The sequence below is a fragment of the Streptomyces sp. NPDC051987 genome, from assembly GCF_040680735.1.
GTDB lineage: Bacteria > Actinomycetota > Actinomycetes > Streptomycetales > Streptomycetaceae > Streptomyces.
This window is the reverse complement of sequence record NZ_JBFAXI010000014.1, coordinates 23778-40099: the sequence shown is the minus strand read 5'-3', so window position 1 is coordinate 40099 and position 16322 is coordinate 23778. Positions and strand designations below refer to the sequence as shown.

Annotated in this window: 16 protein-coding genes; 13 read left to right on the top strand and 3 right to left on the bottom strand. The window is 71.9% G+C overall.

Annotated elements, in window-relative coordinates:
• Positions 1–143: 143 nt before the first annotated feature.
• Both AB0M11_RS10765 and mycP read left to right on the top strand, forming a co-directional pair.
• Positions 144–959 (top strand): hypothetical protein, encoded by an 816-nt coding sequence (locus AB0M11_RS10765; protein ID WP_365703767.1) that lies wholly within the window; start codon positions 144–146, stop codon positions 957–959.
• On the top strand, positions 956–2128 hold the full coding sequence (gene mycP, locus AB0M11_RS10760) for a type VII secretion-associated serine protease mycosin (protein ID WP_365703635.1): 1173 nt from the start codon (positions 956–958) through the stop codon (positions 2126–2128). The genes AB0M11_RS10765 and mycP overlap by 4 nt, the downstream gene beginning before the upstream one ends.
• A gap of 93 nt (positions 2129–2221) precedes the next feature.
• Here the strand turns inward: mycP and AB0M11_RS10755 are convergent, their stop codons facing one another.
• Entirely contained in the window at positions 2222–3262 is a 1041-nt protein-coding gene (locus AB0M11_RS10755) for a serine hydrolase (protein ID WP_365703633.1), read from the bottom strand.
• A gap of 150 nt (positions 3263–3412) precedes the next feature.
• Between AB0M11_RS10755 and AB0M11_RS10750 the strand changes: the two genes are divergently transcribed.
• Positions 3413–4147 (top strand): SseB family protein, encoded by a 735-nt coding sequence (locus AB0M11_RS10750; protein ID WP_365703631.1) that lies wholly within the window; start codon positions 3413–3415, stop codon positions 4145–4147.
• A 7-nt stretch (positions 4148–4154) separates the two neighbouring features.
• Here the strand turns inward: AB0M11_RS10750 and AB0M11_RS10745 are convergent, their stop codons facing one another.
• The gene (locus AB0M11_RS10745) at positions 4155–4529 is read right to left on the bottom strand and encodes a DUF1844 domain-containing protein (protein WP_365703629.1); all 375 of its coding nucleotides are present in this window, start codon (positions 4527–4529) and stop codon (positions 4155–4157) included.
• 401 nt (positions 4530–4930) lie between these two features.
• On the opposite strand from AB0M11_RS10745, the gene infC reads away from it, so the two are divergent.
• From infC to AB0M11_RS10695, 10 genes are all read left to right on the top strand, one after another.
• Positions 4931–5590, top strand: coding sequence for a translation initiation factor IF-3 (gene infC, locus AB0M11_RS10740; protein ID WP_365703765.1), 660 nt, complete (start codon positions 4931–4933; stop codon positions 5588–5590).
• A gap of 133 nt (positions 5591–5723) precedes the next feature.
• Positions 5724–5918: a 50S ribosomal protein L35 gene (rpmI, locus tag AB0M11_RS10735; protein ID WP_046726698.1), complete on the top strand. Its 195-nt coding sequence runs from the start codon at positions 5724–5726 to the stop codon at positions 5916–5918.
• 99 nt (positions 5919–6017) lie between these two features.
• The gene (rplT, locus tag AB0M11_RS10730) at positions 6018–6401 is read left to right on the top strand and encodes a 50S ribosomal protein L20 (protein ID WP_014671645.1); all 384 of its coding nucleotides are present in this window, start codon (positions 6018–6020) and stop codon (positions 6399–6401) included.
• Positions 6402–6667: 266 nt separating this feature from the next.
• Positions 6668–7585 carry an RNA methyltransferase gene (locus AB0M11_RS10725; RefSeq protein ID WP_365703626.1) on the top strand — a complete coding sequence of 306 codons (918 nt, stop codon included), beginning with the start codon at positions 6668–6670 and terminating at the stop codon, positions 7583–7585.
• A gap of 54 nt (positions 7586–7639) precedes the next feature.
• Complete coding sequence (locus AB0M11_RS10720) at positions 7640–8770, top strand: ATP-binding protein (protein WP_365703622.1); 1131 nt, start codon at positions 7640–7642, stop codon at positions 8768–8770.
• A 125-nt stretch (positions 8771–8895) separates the two neighbouring features.
• Positions 8896–10017: a phenylalanine--tRNA ligase subunit alpha gene (gene pheS, locus AB0M11_RS10715; protein WP_365703620.1), complete on the top strand. Its 1122-nt coding sequence runs from the start codon at positions 8896–8898 to the stop codon at positions 10015–10017.
• Positions 10017–12530, top strand: a complete 2514-nt coding sequence (gene pheT / locus AB0M11_RS10710) for a phenylalanine--tRNA ligase subunit beta (protein ID WP_365703618.1) — start codon at positions 10017–10019, stop codon at positions 12528–12530. The genes pheS and pheT overlap by 1 nt, the downstream gene beginning before the upstream one ends.
• Before the next feature lie 265 nt (positions 12531–12795).
• Positions 12796–13872, top strand: a complete 1077-nt coding sequence (locus AB0M11_RS10705; RefSeq protein ID WP_365703616.1) for a PP2C family protein-serine/threonine phosphatase — start codon at positions 12796–12798, stop codon at positions 13870–13872.
• A gap of 211 nt (positions 13873–14083) precedes the next feature.
• Positions 14084–15433, top strand: coding sequence for a transcriptional regulator (locus tag AB0M11_RS10700; protein WP_365703614.1), 1350 nt, complete (start codon positions 14084–14086; stop codon positions 15431–15433).
• Positions 15434–15489: 56 nt separating this feature from the next.
• Positions 15490–16026: an NUDIX hydrolase gene (locus AB0M11_RS10695; RefSeq protein WP_365703612.1), complete on the top strand. Its 537-nt coding sequence runs from the start codon at positions 15490–15492 to the stop codon at positions 16024–16026.
• Here the strand turns inward: AB0M11_RS10695 and AB0M11_RS10690 are convergent.
• Positions 16023–16280 carry a hypothetical protein gene (locus AB0M11_RS10690; RefSeq protein ID WP_365703610.1) on the bottom strand — a complete coding sequence of 86 codons (258 nt, stop codon included), beginning with the start codon at positions 16278–16280 and terminating at the stop codon, positions 16023–16025. The genes AB0M11_RS10695 and AB0M11_RS10690 overlap by 4 nt on opposite strands.
• Positions 16281–16322: the final 42 nt, after the last annotated feature.

The following is a 16322-nucleotide window of genomic DNA, read 5'->3' as shown; positions in this document are numbered from 1 at the left end:
CGCGTCGGCCGTCCGGTCCGCCCCCGCGTCCCGCGCAGCCCCCGGCGTCCGCCGCGCCACCGCCCCAGCCCTTCGGTCCCGCCCCCGACCCCTCGATGTCCTGGAGCGCCACCGCGGGAACTCCCGCGCGGAACCGGCCCGTTGTGACCTTCGGTGAGCCCGAGGGGTACGACGAGCGTGGGCGGGGGCTGTCCTTGGTCGGTCGTGTGGCGCCTCGTACCGTCGCGGCCGCCGCCTGCATGGTGCTCGGCCTCGGCCTCATCGGCGGTGCGGTGACCGGCGGCTGGCTCATCGACGACGGCGCCGACGCCGCCGCGGTGACCAGCTTCAGCTCCGCCGCCGGCCTGTGGCACGACGTGCCCGTCGACGAACTGTTCCCGCCCACCGTGCAGGGCATCGGCGCCGGCCCCGGCGGAGCCGACCGCACCTGGACCCGGATCGCCGTCGCCCCCGCCACCGGCTGCGCCGACGCCTTCGACCCGCTGCTGCGCAAGGCGCTGGCCCCCGTCGGCTGCGGGCGCCTGATCCGCGCCACCTACACCGACGCCACCCAGAGCTACGTGACCACCGTGGGCCTGCTGTTCACCAAGGCCGACCAGGCCGGGATGACCGCCCTGGCCAAGCGCTTCACGAACGAGCGCCTGGACCGCCGTACCGACCTGCTGCCCCTCCCGTACGCCGCGACGGGCACCGCCGCCGAGCACTTCGGGCCGCACCAGCGGGCCTCGTGGACGATCTCCGTGCTCACCGACGCCCCGGTCGTCGCCTACGCCGTCTCCGGCTGGGCCGACGGCCGCACCGTCGACACCCCGCAACCCGCCGCCGACGCCGAGGCGTCCGGCGCCACCACGGCGGCGGCCCAGTCCGGCCTCGGCAACGAGGCACAGGGTCTGGCCGACCGCATCGAACGGCGACTGCGCCACGACATCGCCGGCTCGGCGACGGAGAAGCCCTCATGAAGCGCCGCGCAACCGGGGCCGCGGTGAGCCTGCTGCTCGCCGGCTCACTCGCCCTGCTGCCCGCCACGACCGCGTACGCGGACAGCATCCGCGCCCAGCAGTGGGGCCTGTCCGCCCTGCACCTCGACGAGGCCTGGCGGACCACCAAGGGCCGGGGCATCACCGTCGCCGTCCTGGACACCGGCGTCGAGGCCGACCACCCGGACCTGGTCGGCAACGTCCTGGCCGCCAAGGACATGATCGGCTTCGGCGCTGGGCCCGGCGACCGGGACTGGGCCCGCCACGGCACCGCCATGGCCGGCATCATCGCCGGTCACGGCCACGGCGCCGGCCATGCCGACGGCGTGATGGGGGTCGCCCCGGAGGCCAGGATCCTGCCCGTGCGGGTCATCCTCGAAGACGACGACAGCGCTCGCGACAAGGCCCGCACGACCCGCGGCGACGCCCTTGCCGAGGGCATCCGCTGGGCCGCCGACCACGGCGCCGACGTCATCAACCTCTCGCTCGGCGACGACTCCGCCTCCGCACACCCCGAGCCCAGCGAGGACGAGGCCATCCAGTACGCCCTGAAGAAGGACGTCGTGGTCGTCGCCTCGGCCGGCAACGGCGGCAAGAAGGGCGACCACATCTCCTACCCGGCCGCCTACCCGGGCGTCATCGCCGCCACCGCGGTGGACAGGTTCGGCGTCCACGCCGACTTCTCCACCCGTCGCTGGTACGCCACGGTCTGCGCACCCGGCTACGACATCGTCATCGCCGACCCCGATCACAAGTACTACGAGGGGTGGGGTACGAGCGCGGCCTCCGCCTTCGTCTCCGGCGCCGTGGCTCTGATCAAGGCCGCCCGTCCGGGACTCACCCCGGCCCAGATCAAGAAGCTCGTGGAGGACACCGCCGGCAGCCCTCCGGCCGGCGGCCGCGACGACTCCCGGGGCTTCGGCATGATCGACCCGGCGGCGGCGATCAAGGCGGCGGCCAGGCTGAAGACGCAGGACCTGACGTCGGCCGCGTACAGCACGAAGTACTTCGGCTCCGGCCCGGACCCGGAACAGAGGACAGTCGGCGCGAGCGACTGGGCCGCACCACTGGCCGGCGGCACGGGCGGTGTCCTGCTGGTGGCGGCGACGGTCCTGTGGCGAGGCCGCCGCCGGTCCTTCGAAGCAACCTGACCGGACGCGCCCCGCACGGGGCGCGGGGAACCGCGCGACCAGCCCCCACCGGACCCGCGCCCGCACCCGCCCGTGAACCCGCGAACGCTCCCCCTACTGCGAAGCCGAAGCCGAAGCCGCCCCCGCACCCGAAGCCTCCCCCGCACCCGAAGCCGATGCCGAAGCCGCCCCGGAAGACTCCGTGAACGACCCCACCGCCGCCTTGGCCGCCGCCTCCACCAACGCCATCCCCTCGGCCTGACTCACGGTCCCCTTCGACAGCACGGCCACCAGATAGTCGGCCCCGCCCGCCGTCACCCGCCCGATGCTGTTGACGTCCCACAGCCCCGTCGTGCTCCGCGCCAGCCACCCGTTCTTCAGCGCGTACCCGCTCCCGTCGGCGGCGGCCGAGACCCCCCACTGCTGGTCCGTCTCGACCGTCGTCATCAGTCCCTGGAGGTACGCCCGCGAGGCCGCACTCAGCTTCGAGTCGTCCCCGAACACCTGCTGGAGCAGCCTGAGCTGGTCGGCCGCCGTGGTCTGCGTCAGCCCCCACAGCGCCCCGTCGCCCCCCTCGGTCGACGTCAGCCCGAACCGCTTGTTCGCCGCGTCCAGCCCCGCCGCCGCGCCGATGACGTCCCACAGCTCTGACGCCGACGCGTTGTCGCTGTTCTCGATCATCTTCGTGGCGTACGCCTTCTCCGTCGCCGTCAGGTGCCGGCCGGCGTCCTGCGCCTGCAGCAGCAGCGTCGCCAGGACGTCCACCTTCACGATGCTCGCGGTGTCGAAGGCCGAGTCGCCGTACGTCGCGCTCGCGCCGGAGTCCAGGTCGAGGACGGCCACCGAGAACTCCGCCCCGGAGGGCACCGTCACCTTGGCCAGCGCCGAATCCAGCAGCGCGTCCCGGTCCACGGCCGGCTCCGTCACGGGTTCCACCGACGCCTCCCCACTCGTCGAGGCCGGTGCCGAGGGGGACGGCACCGGCGACGCCGCCGAGGATACGGCGTTGTCGCGCGCGTGCGCCTTCACGTACACGGTCCCCGCGGCGGTGGCGCCGACGACGGCGACCGTGGCGAGCGAGACGTAGAGAAGGGCCCGGCGCCGGGGCCGGGCATGGCGCCGGCGGGATCCTGGGGTGGCTCTGGGGGAGTCCATGCCCGCGATGCTCGGGGCGGGGACTGTGCGAGCCGTTTGCCGGACGTTAGAAGTAGGTCAGGGAAAACTGAGATTCCTGTGAAAGCCGTGTCGAAGTGGTTTCGGGGGCCGCACAACCGCAGCAGCATCCCACCGATAGGGTCGGGGACCGTGGCGAACAAGAACATTCCCGACTCCGGCTACTCCGACGACGACGGTTCCGCCGATCCCCGGCTGGCCGCCGCGCTGGCCGCCTGGGCCGAGGACCGCACGGCGACGGGCCCCGTCCTGGAGGCGCTGAAGGGTGCCCGGCTCCTGGTCCCGGTGGTCGCCGTGCTCGGCGAGGTGGAGGAGGACGAGAACGGGCTGCGCCGCGAGAAGACCAGCGACATGGCCGTCCCCACCCTGAAGGCGGGCCACCGCACCGCGCTGCCGGCCTTCACCTCCACCGAGTCGCTGGCCCGCTGGGACCCGGCGGCCAGGCCCGTCGCCGTACCCCTGCACCAGGCACTGCAGGCCGCCGCGCACGAGAAGGCCGACACGGTGGTGCTCGACCTGGCGGGGCCGGTGCCGTTCGAGCTGACCGGTTCCGCGCTGCTCGCCCTGGCCGAGGGGCGCACGACCACCGACCCGCTCGCCGACCCGGCCGTGGTCGGGGCTGTCCGGGCCGCGGTGGCCGCCGAGCCCGCCGTGCTCCGCGCCCACCTCGGGCCCGGTGCCGCCGACGGGACGCTGGCACTGGTCCTCGACCCGGCCACCGCGTCGCCGGCCGGGGCCGCGCGGGCCGTCGCCGAGCGGCTCGCCGCCGACGAGACACTGCGGGCCCGCCTGGTGCGCGGCCTCGACCTGGCACTGCTGCCGGCCGGGACCACGCCTCCGGGCGAGCCCTTGTACGTAAGAGACTGAGCGGCGGCTAGCCGTAGACGGGACCGGTGTACTTCTCGCCGGGGCCCTGGCCCGGCTCGTCGGGGACGATCGAGGCCTCGCGGAAGGCCAGCTGGAGCGACTTCAGGCCGTCCCGCAGCGGGGCCGCGTGGAAGGAGCTGATCTCGGTCGCGGACGCGTCGAGGAGCCCGGCGAGGGCGGTGACCAGCTTGCGGGCCTCGTCCAGGTCCTTGTACTTGTCGCCCTCCTCGGTCAGACCGAGCTTCACGGCCGCGGCGCTCATCAGGTTGACGGCGACCGTCACGATCACCTCGACCGCGGGGACCTCGGCGATGTCGCGGGTCATCTCGGCGAAGTCGGGCTGTCCGGCGTCACCTGGGCCGGGAAGGGGCGTCTCACTCATGCCCCACACGATAGGCGCAGCGGGCAGGAGGCTCTTACTTAGCCCCAGGTCGTCTCAATTAGCCCTGTCTCCGCTTTGCTGCTAGCCTGGTGTGACGACCGGCCGGACAGGTATGCCACACGGCTAGCTGGACCGGCCCACAAGTGGAGGCTTCGAACTCCCACCCGACCGCCCCCCCGGGCGGCGGGTCACCGGTCAGACGGTCGCTCCGTCGTTCACGGCGGCGGCGTTCCGTCCGATTGTGCGCCCCGCGATCCCCGCGGCGGTGTTCCGGTAGTTCGAGGAGCCCCGCCTGTGATCGTCCGGGGCATTTTTTGTGCTTCGGCGCGGTTAGGTCTTACGAAAACAGACGTTACGCGGCTGCCCGCCAGGCCGTCGCGTGGTGCTACCGAGGAGGATCCATCAGCGCCGAGCCCCGCATCAACGACCGGATTCGCGTTCCCGAGGTGCGACTTGTCGGTCCCAGTGGCGAGCAGGTGGGCATCGTCCCGCTCGCTAAGGCCCTGGAGCTTGCGCAGGAGTACGACCTGGACTTGGTCGAGGTCGCGGCGAACGCCCGTCCGCCCGTGTGCAAGCTCATGGACTACGGGAAGTTCAAGTACGAGTCGGCCATGAAGGCCCGTGAGGCGCGCAAGAACCAGGCGCACACGGTCATCAAGGAGATGAAGCTCCGGCCGAAGATCGACCCGCACGACTATGACACCAAGAAGGGTCACGTCGTCCGGTTCCTCAAGCAGGGCGACAAGGTCAAGATCACGATCATGTTCCGTGGTCGCGAGCAGTCCCGGCCCGAGCTGGGCTACCGACTGCTGCAGCGGCTCGCGGAGGACGTCCAGGACCTCGGTTTCGTGGAGTCGAACCCGAAGCAGGACGGCCGGAACATGATCATGGTTCTCGGTCCGCACAAGAAGAAGACCGAGGCCATGGCCGAGGCCAGGCAGGCGCAGGAAGCCCGCAAGGCGGAAGCGAAGGCCAACCCCGGTCGTTCGCAGAACCCTGCCGAAGCCGAGGCTGAGACCGCCGAGGCCGAGGTGCCCGCTGAGGAGCACGTCGAGGCGTGATCCCGGGGGAAACGCCCCAGGTCAGCACCCGGGGCGCGAGCCCCAGGATGTAATCGATACAAGAGCGACGTTCCACCGTGCCCGGTTTCACGACCGGGCACCGGAGCGCCACCGACGAGGAGATAACGGCGCTATGCCGAAGAACAAGACGCACAGCGGTGCCAGCAAGCGCTTCAAGGTCACCGGCTCCGGCAAGGTCCTGCGTGAGCGCGCCGGCAAGCGCCACCTGCTCGAGCACAAGTCGTCCCGTGTGACGCGTCGCCTCACCGGCAACGCCGAGATGGCCCCGGGTGACACCGCGAAGATCAAGAAGCTTCTCGGCAAGTGACACGCGGGCGCCCTCGGCGCCCTGAGTCAGACCAACCGGGACCCAGTCGTTTCCGGGCCGCGTGAGTCCAACCGCGGCCCCGCTACAAGGAGTTAACAAGTGGCACGCGTCAAGCGGGCAGTCAACGCCCACAAGAAGCGCCGGGCGATCCTCGAGCAGGCCTCCGGCTACCGCGGTCAGCGTTCGCGCCTCTACCGCAAGGCCAAGGAGCAGGTCACCCACTCGCTGGTCTACAACTACAACGACCGCAAGAAGCGCAAGGGCGACTTCCGTCAGCTGTGGATCCAGCGCATCAACGCCGCTGCCCGCGCCAACGGCATCACCTACAACCGCTTCATCCAGGGTCTGAAGGCCGCGAACGTCGAGGTCGACCGCAAGATCCTGGCGGAGCTGGCCGTCAACGACGCGAGCGCCTTCGCGGCGCTCGTCGAGGTGGCGCAGAAGGCGCTGCCGTCGGACGTGAACGCCCCCAAGGCGGCGTGACGCCGCGCTGGCTTCGGCCGACGTGACTCGAGGACCCGCAGGCTTCAGGGCTTGCGGGTCCTGCTGTTGCCGGAGCCGCGGCATGTTCCTCGGCCGCGGGCCGGTGGGGGCTTGTCGCGCAGTTCCCCGCCCCTTCAGGGCGCGTAGCCGCGCCCACGCGGGTGAGTGAACCAGCCCCGGGCCCAGGGCTCGGCACCGCCGAAAACGTACGTCGTGGTTGCTCGCCGTCGCGGCGGGGAATCTTTCGCTGAAGGTGAAGAAAGAACATGCCCACGCCCGAGCTGATCTCCCCCCGCTCCGCCCGTGTGGCCGCCGCCCGGCGGCTGGGGCGGCGGAACTTCCGGGGCAGGGACCGGCTGTTCCTCGCCGAGGGTCCGCAGGCCGTGCGGGAGGCGGCCGGGCACCGGGCCGGTGACACGGCGACGCTCGTCGAGCTGTTCGCGACCCTGGACGCGGCGGAGCGCTACGCCGACATCGTGGGGGAGGCCAGGGCGGCCGGCGCCCGGATCCACCTCGCCTCCGAGGACGTCATCGCCGACATCTCCACCACCGTGACACCCCAGGGGCTGGTCGGGGTGTGCCGGTTCCTCGACACCCCGTTCGAGGACATCCTCGCCGCCCGCCCCCGGCTGGTCGCCGTCCTGGCCCATGTCCGTGACCCCGGGAACGCCGGGACCGTGCTGCGCTGCGCCGACGCCGCCGGCGCGGACGCCGTCGTCCTCACCGACGCGTCCGTCGACCTCTACAACCCGAAGGCGGTCCGCGCCTCCGTCGGGTCGCACTTCCACCTCCCCGTCGCCGTCGGCGTGCCGGTCGAGCAGGCCGTGGCCGGGCTGCAGAGCGTCGGCGTGCGGATTCTCGCCGCCGACGGGGCCGGGACCGACGACCTCGACGACGAGCTCGACAAGGGGACCATGGGCGGCCCCACGGCATGGGTGTTCGGGAACGAGGCCTGGGGGCTCCCGGAGGAGACCCGCGCGCTCGCGGACGCCGTCGTCCGCGTCCCCATCCACGGGAAGGCCGAGAGCCTGAACCTCGCCACCGCCGCCGCCGTATGTCTCTACGCATCGGCCCGTGCACAGCGGGCCTCCGGAGGGTGCCGTTCCGTCACCGAGAGCTGGCTCCGGACGTCGGATTCCCGCCTGCCGCGGGCGGACGGCGGGAAATCCGACGGCAGGGGCTAGTAGGGTGACCAGCCCGGGGGCCTGCTGCGCCGTCTGAGAGGTGGAGTACGGGGTATGAGTGTCGGCACCAGCAACGTGCCGGGCGGACGCGTCCCGGCCCCCCGGCACGGCGACGCCACCGGGCTCGGCATCGACCCCGACGAACTGCCCGACGGCCTGGTGGTCGCCGACGAACACGGTCTCGTCGTCTGCTTCAACGCCGCCGCCTCCCGTATCACCCTGACCGCGCCCGGCGACGCCCTCGGGCAGCGCCTGGAGAAGGCGCTGCCGTTAGAGGATCTGGAAGGCCGGCGCTGGTGGCAGCTCACCGACCCCTACGGCGGCCTCGCCATCCGGGTCGGCCAGCCGGAGCGGAACCTGCTGCTGCCCGGCGGCCGGGAGGTGCTGGTGTCGGCCCGGTACGTGCGCGCCGAGCCGACCGGGCCCGTCCGCCGCGTCGTCGTGTCGCTGCGGGACACCGAGGCCCGGCGGCGCACCGAACGCAGCCACGCCGAGCTGATCGCCACCGTGGCGCACGAGCTGCGGTCGCCGCTGACCTCCGTCAAGGGGTTCACGGCCACCCTGCTCGCCAAGTGGGAACGGTTCACCGACGACCAGAAACGGCTGATGCTGGAGACGGTCGACGCCGACGCCGACCGGGTCACCCGGCTCATCGCCGAGCTGCTGGACATCTCGCGGATCGACAGCGGCCGGCTGGAAGTGCGCCGGCAGCCCGTGGACATAGCCGCGGCCGTCGGACGGCACATCCAGGCGTACGTCGCCGCCGGGCAGCCCGCCGACCGCTTCCTGCTCCGCGTCGAGCAGCCGCTGCCCGCGCTGTGGGCCGACCCCGACAAGGTCGACCAGGTCCTCAGCAACCTCATCGAAAATGCCGTGCGGCACGGCGAGGGAACCGTCACCATCGACATCACGGCCACGACGTCCCCCCGCGAAGGGGAGGGCGAGCACGCCGCCACGTCGGTCACGGTGAGCGACGAGGGGCCCGGCATCCCGGAGGAGTCCATGAACCGCGTCTTCACCCGCTTCTGGCGGGGCAGCAAGCGCGGCGGCACCGGGCTCGGGCTGTACATCGTCAAGGGCATCGTGGAAGCCCACGGCGGCACCATCACCGTCGGACGCGCCCCCGGCGGCGGCGCCGAGTTCCGATTTACGTTGCCCGTGGCCACTCCGGCGTATCTCGCCTGACGGCCCACGGGCTCTCCGTATACCTCCACCCCGTTAGACTCGGCCTTTGGCACCTTTGTGTCCTTCTCACGGCCCACCAACGGTCTCGGGGACCATCAGCCAGCGAATCGGAAGCACGGGAAGAGATGTCGGCACCCAATAAGTCGTACGACCCTGTCGAGGTCGAGGCGTTGAAACCGGAAGAGATCGAGCGCATGCGGGACGAGGCGCTCGCCGCCTTCGCCGCCGCGGACTCCCTCGACGCGCTCCAGGAGGCCAAGGTCGCCCACACCGGCGGCACCTCCCCGCTGGCCCTCGCCAACCGAGAGATCGGCGCCCTGCCCCCGCACGCCAAGGCCGCCGCCGGCAAGCTGGTCGGCCAGGCCCGCGGCGCGGTGAACAAGGCCCTCTCCGGCCGTCAGGAGGAGCTGGAGGCCGAGCGTGACGCCCGGGTGCTGGTCGAGGAGGCGGTGGACGTCACGCTGCCCTACGACCGCGTCCCGGCCGGCGCCCGCCACCCGCTGACCACCCTGTCCGACCGCATCGAGGACATCTTCGTGGCCATGGGCTACGAGGTGGCCGAGGGTCCGCAGGTGGAGGCCGAGTGGTTCAACTTCGACGCCCTCAACATCGGCCCGGACCACCCGGCCCGCGGGGAGGCCGACACCTTCTTCGTGCAGGGCCCCGAGGGCGGCACCGAGTCCGGCGTCGTGCTGCGCACCCACACCTCCCCGGTGCAGATCCGCTCCCTGCTCGACCGTGAGCTGCCGGTGTACGTGATCTGCCCCGGCCGCGTGTACCGCACCGACGAGCTGGACGCCACGCACACCCCGGTCTTCCACCAGGTCGAGCTGCTCGCCGTCGACGAGGGCCTGACCATGTCCGACCTCAAGGGCACCCTGGACCACATGGTCCAGTCGCTGTTCGGCGAGGGCATGAAGACCCGGCTGCGGCCGAACTTCTTCCCCTTCACCGAGCCGTCCGCCGAGATGGACATGCTCTGCTACGTCTGCAAGGGCGAGTCCGTCGGCAACCCCGACCGCCCCTGCCGTACCTGCTCCTCCGAGGGCTGGATCGAGCTGGGCGGCTGCGGCATGGTCAACCCGCGGGTGCTCACCGCCTGCGGCGTCGACCCGGAGAAGTACAGCGGCTTCGCCTTCGGGTTCGGCATCGAGCGGATGCTGATGTTCCGCCACAACGTCGAGGACATGCGAGACATGGTCGAGGGTGACGTCCGGTTCACCCGGCCGTTCGGGATGGAGATCTGATGCGGGTCCCGCTTTCCTGGCTGCGGGAGTACGTCGACCTGCCGGCCACCGAGACCGGCCGCGACGTGCAGGCCAAACTCATTTCGGCCGGTCTCGAGGTCGAGACCGTCGAGCAGCTCGGCGACGGCCTCAAGGGCCCCCTGGTCGTCGGTCAGGTGCTGACCATCGAGGAGCTGGAGGGCTTCAAGAAGCCGATCCGCTTCTGCACCGTCGACGTCGGCGGTGCCAACGGCACCGGTGAACCGCAGGAGATCGTCTGCGGCGCCCGCAACTTCGCCGTCGGCGACAAGGTCGTGGTCGTGCTCCCGGGCGCCGTGCTGCCCGGCGGCTTCGCCATCGCCGCGCGCAAGACGTACGGCAAGACCTCCCACGGCATGATCTGCTCCAGCGACGAACTGGGCATGGGCGACGACGGCACCCACGGCATCATCGTGCTGCCGCCGGAGACCGAGGTCGGCAAGGACGCCATCGAACTGCTCGAACTGGTCGACGAGGTCCTGGACATCGCCGTCACCGCCAACCGCGGCGACTGCCTGTCCATCCGCGGCGTGGCCCGCGAGACCGCGATCGCCTACGGCCTGCCGCTGCGCGACCCCGCGCTCCTCGACGTACCGGGACCGAACGCCTTCGGCTACCCGGTCCAGGTCCTGGACCCGCTCGGCTGCGACCGCTTCACCGCGCGCACCGTCACCGGTCTGAGCCCCGAGGCCCGCTCCCCGATCTGGCTCCAGCGCCGGCTGCAGAAGGTCGGCATGCGCCCGATCTCCCTCGCGGTCGACGTCACCAACTACGTGATGATGGAGCTCGGCCAGCCGCTGCACGCCTACGACCGCAAGCTGGTCCAGGGCACCATCGGCGTCCGCCGCGCGGTCGAGGGCGAGAAGATCGTCACCCTCGACGGTGTGGAGCGGAAGCTGCACGCCGAGGACCTGGTCATCACCGACGACCGCGGCCCGATCGGCCTCGCGGGCGTCATGGGCGGCGCCAACACCGAGATCGCCGACCACGCCGACCTGGAGAACGCCACCACCGACGTGGTCGTCGAGGCGGCCCACTTCGACGCCGTCGCCATCGCGCGCACCGCCCGCCGGCACAAGCTGTCCTCCGAGGCCTCCCGCCGCTTCGAGCGCGGCGTCGACCCGCAGGCCGCGGCCGCCGCCGCACAGCGCACGGTCGACCTGCTGGTGCTGCTCGCCGGCGGCACCGCCGAGGCCGGGGTCACCGAGGTCATCGCGCCGTCCGCGCCGCACACCATCACCGTCGCGGCGAACCACCCCGACAAGGTCGCGGGCGTCGAGTACGGCCGGGAGACCGTCGTCCGCCGCCTCCAGGAGGTCGGCTGCGACGTCTACGGGCAGGACGAGCTGCTCGTCACCGTGCCGTCCTGGCGGCCCGACCTCCTGGAGCGGAACGACCTGGCCGAAGAGGTCATCCGCCTGGAGGGCTACGAGAACCTGCCCTCCACGCTGCCCAAGCCGCCGTCCGGCCGGGGCCTGACCCACCGGCAGCGCCTGCACCGCCGGGTGGGCCGGGCGCTGGCCGGGGCCGGCTACGTCGAGGCGCCGAACTACCCGTTCGTCAGCGAGCAGGTCTTCGACCAGCTGGGCCTGGCCGCCGACGACCCGGCCCGCCGCGTCGTCAAGCTCACCAACCCGCTCAACGACGAGGAGCCCGCGCTCCGCACCTCGCTGCTCCCGGGCCTGCTCGGCGCGCTGCGGCGCAACGACGGTCGCGGTGCGCACGACCTGGCGCTGTTCGAGACAGGCCTGGTCTTCCTGCCCCGCGCGGAGCAGGGCGTCGCCGGTCACCTCCCGGTCGACCGCCGCCCGACCGACGAGGAGCTCGCCGGGCTGAACGCCGTGCTGCCCGAGCAGCCGCGCCATGTCGCCGTCGTCCTCGCGGGCGCCCGCGAGCAGGCCGGCTGGTGGGGCAAGGGCCGTCCGGCCGACTGGGCCGACGCGGTCCAGGCCGCGCGGACGGTCGCCGCCGAGGCGGGCGCCGAGCTGATCGTGCGGTCCGGCCAGTACGGGCCGTGGCACCCCGGCCGGTGCGCCGAGCTGGTCGTGGTGGCCGGCGGCGCCGAGCGGGTCGTCGGCCACGCCGGCGAGCTGCACCCGCGGGTGGTGAAGGCGCTGGGGCTGCCGGCCCGCACCAGCGCGATGGAGCTCGACCTGGACGCGCTGGAGCAGGTCGGCGACGGCACCCCGCAGGCGCCGAGCATCTCGACGTTCCCGGTGGCCACGCAGGATGTCGCCCTCGTGGTGGACAAGCCGGTACCCGCGGCGGAGGTCGAGGCGGCGCTGCGTGAGGGCGCCGGTGCACTCCTGGAGGCGATCCGGCTGTTCGACGTGTACGAGAATGCTGCGCAGCTCGGCGAGGACAAGAAGTCGCTGGCGTATGCGCTGCGGTTCCGAGCCGGTGACCGGACGCTGACCGTCGAAGAGGCGTCGGCTGCTCGCGATGCGGCTGTCGCCCTTGCCGGGGAGCGTACGGGAGCGGTGCTGCGCGGCTAGCCGCCGTAGGGGGAACTGCTGTCGGCCGGCTGCGGGTTCATCGTGGCTGATCGCGCAGTTCCCCGCGCCCCTCACGGGGCGTTGCCCTTCGCGGTGTGAAACATGACGGTGACCTGCATACATGCGGGTGTCTGGTTGATGGTCACTCATTTGGGTGAGATCCATCCGGGACATGGCCTTTTCGGTGCATCCCGTCGACAGAATCGGACCGGCCTTTCGGGGTCGGTCCGTCTGTTCTGTCAGGGCCTACATGGGGGCCATCGGCATGATCCGCAGCAAGGCCAGCTCACGGTCCGGGCGTCGTGCACGTGCCCTGGGGTTGTCCTCGGTGTGGGGCGCCGTCGCGGTCGGCTACAAGTTCGGCTGCCCACTGGCCCAGCAGACCGGGCTCGGCGCGCGGATCGTCACCAGCGCCGTGTTCCTCGCGGTCGGCACCGGTCTGGTACTGCACGTCCGTCGCACCCTGCTCCGCGAGCTGCGGCAGGCCCGCGAGGTCGCCGGCGCCGCGCAGAGCGTGCTGCTGCGGCCGCCGCCGCCCCGGCTCGCCGGCCTGCACGTCGCCGCCGCCCAGCTCTCCGCCGACCGGGGTGCGAGCATCGGCGGCGACCTCTACGAGGCCGTCGCCACCGAGCACGGCGTACGTGTGGTGATCGGTGACGTCCGCGGCCACGGACTCGCCGCCATCGGCACCGCCGCCGCCGTCCTCGGCAGCTTCCGCGAGGCCGCCCACGACGAACCCGAACTGGCCCGGGTCCTGGGCCGCCTGGACCGCGCCCTCGCCCGACACCTACGGGAACGAGCCAGGGCCGAGCACCCGTCCAGCGGCCAGGACCCCGACAGCCCGGTCGCCGAGGAGTTCGTCACCCTGTTTCTGCTGGAGATCGCGACAGACGGCGGGCTCAGCGCGTTCAACTGCGGCCACCCATGGCCGTACCTGATCAGTGGGTCAAGGGTCGAACTGCTCTCTCGGGCAGACCCGCTGCCGCCCCTCGGGCTGTTCCCGCTGCCGTCGGACCTCGCCGCTACGTCCTGTGGCCATCTGCTCGCCGACGAGTCCCTGGTCCTGTACACAGACGGTGCCGAAGACGCCCGAGACGCCCGAGGCCGCTTCTTCTCCCTGCCGGAAGCCCTGGCGGCAGCGGTACGAAGCCGCCCGGTCTCGCCCCAGAGCATCCTCCGTACGGTCTTCACAGCCGTGCTCCACCACACAGCCGGCCGCCCCACCGACGACATTGCCCTCCTGGTGCTGCGCAACGAACGCACGCACCCACACGCCTGCTCGGGGGCGCGGGGAACTGCGCGAGCAACCCCACCGCACCCGCAGCCGACAACGCACGGCTAGCCCCCTGATGTCGGCCGAGCCGACGGCCAGGCCACCGCACTGTTCGAGGGGGAGCCGGCGGCCCGGCCGGCCTCTTGCGAGGCAACTCAGTCAACCGGCCCGACACTCTCCGCGACAGCGCGCGCACGCTACGGATTCGCGCACTTCGTTCACACCCCGTGTGAACGCACCGGCACTACGCTGACGGCACCAGGCCACTCGGGGGGCATTCATGCAGCCCAACTCACTGCTCGACGCGATCCTGGACGAGGCGGGGATCTCGCACGCCGGTCTCGCCGCCCACGTCAACCAGGCGGGCCGGGCCCGCGGACTCTCGCTACGCTACGAACACACCGCGGTCGCCCGGTGGTTGAAGGGCCAGCGGCCGCGTGGCCAGGTGCCGGACCTGATCTGCGAGGTGCTCGCCGCCCGGCTGCACCGCCAGGTCACCCTCGACGACATCGGCCTCGGGGTACCCGGCGAGCCCGGCGTCCCGCACGCCACCTCGCTCTCCGGCTTCGTCGAACGGGCCACCGCGCTGTGGCGCTCCGACGAACAACAGCGCCCGCACATACTCGGCGCCCCCGCCGTCACCGGCACGCCCGCCGTGATGCCGGTGTGGGAATGGGAGAACCCGCCGGAGGACGTCGACGTCTCGCGCGGCGGACGGCACCGGGTGACGCCGGCCGACCTGGAGATGCTGCGCGCCGCCCGCGCGCACTACGAGCAGATGTACCGCAAGGCCGGCGGCATGGCCACCCGTACCCGGATCGTCGGCTTCCTCAACGCCGAGGCGGCGCCGCTGCTGCGCGGCAGCTACACCGATGCCACGGGCCGTCAACTGCACCGGGCGACCGGTGGGTTGGTGGCGATCGCGGGCATCTGCGCGTACGACTCCGACGCGCACGGGCTCGCCCAGCGCTACTTCCACCAGGCGCTGCGCCTGGCGAAGGCGAGCGGGGACCGGGGACTTGGCGCGTACGTCATCGCGCTCCTGGTCAACCAGGCACTGTTCATGCGGGAGTTCCGGCAGGCGGTCGCCTTCGCCGAGGCCGCGCTGCGCACCGCGGGCAAACACATCACCCCTGCACTCGCCTCCGACCTCTACGCGATGCAGGCCAAGGCGTACGCCCACCTCGGCGACGGCACGAGCGCGCTGTCCTGCATCCGGCGGGCGGAGTCGGCCGCCGAACGCATCAGGCGGGGCCACGAACCCGACGAGACCGGCTATGTCCAGCCTGGCCTGGTCAATGTGCAGGTGGCCGAGGCGCTGCTGAGTCTCGGCGAGCTCGCGGCGGCCCGGGAGCACGCCGCGGCCGCCGTCGACAACCCCGCCCACGACCGGGGGCGGGTGCACCGGCTCGCCATGCTGAGCACCATCGAACTGCGCCAGGGGAACGCCGACAACGCGGTGGCCACGGCCGTGCAGATGGCCGAGCAGGCCCGAGGGATGGAGTCGCAGCGACTGCGCGACAGACTTCGCGCGGTACGCGAGCACCTGGTGCGCAGCGGTGGTGCCGGAACCGCCGAGGCCGCCGAGTTGATCGACGGCGCACTGCGCGTACCGCTCCAGGCGCGGTAGGCCTTCAGAGCCGCTGCTGCGATATTGCCACTTACTCGACGGAAGGTGGCAGAACCGTGCAGTGGACGAAACAGAACGAACAAACTGTGTATGAAAACCGCTGGTTCAGCGTCAATCTCGCGGATGTCGAGCTGCCGGACGGCCGGCACCTCGACCACTTCCTGATACGGCTGCGGCCGGTGGCCGTGGCGACGGTGGTCAACGAGGCGGACGAGGTCCTCCTCCTGTGGCGCCACCGTTTCATCACCGACAGCTGGGGCTGGGAACTCGCGGCGGGAGTCGTCGAGGACGGCGAGGACATCGCCGTCGCGGCCGCCAGGGAACTGGAGGAGGAGACCGGCTGGCGGCCGGGGACCCTGCACCACCTCATGACCGTGGAGCCGTCCAACGGTCTCACCGACGCCCGGCACCACATCTACTGGTCCGGCGAGGGCGAGTACGTCGGGCACCCCGTGGACGACTTCGAGTCGGACCGCCGGGAGTGGGTCCCGCTCAAGCTCGTCCCGGACATGATCGCCCGCGGGGAGGTCCCGGCCGCCAACATGGCGGCCGCGTTACTCCTCCTGCATCACATGAGGCTCACCGACGACTAGTGCGCCAGTGCCTGCCAGACCGTGACGACGAGGGCGCCCAGTGCGGTGAGCGCGGCGAGGGAGGGCAGCGGCCAGCGGGCGTGTTCCAGCGAGGCCAGGCGGGTGTTGAGCTCGTCCAGTTCCTTGGCGGTCTCCTTGGTGCGATGGCTGAGCAGGTTCAGCCCTCCCTCGACCTGGGCGTAGGCCACATCGAGGCGACGACGTAACTCTGCGAGTTCTCCTTGGATCACGGGATGCTCCGGTTCGGTGGTCACGGGTCCGCTCCTTTGCGTGATCGAGGGTGTGGTTCCGCATCC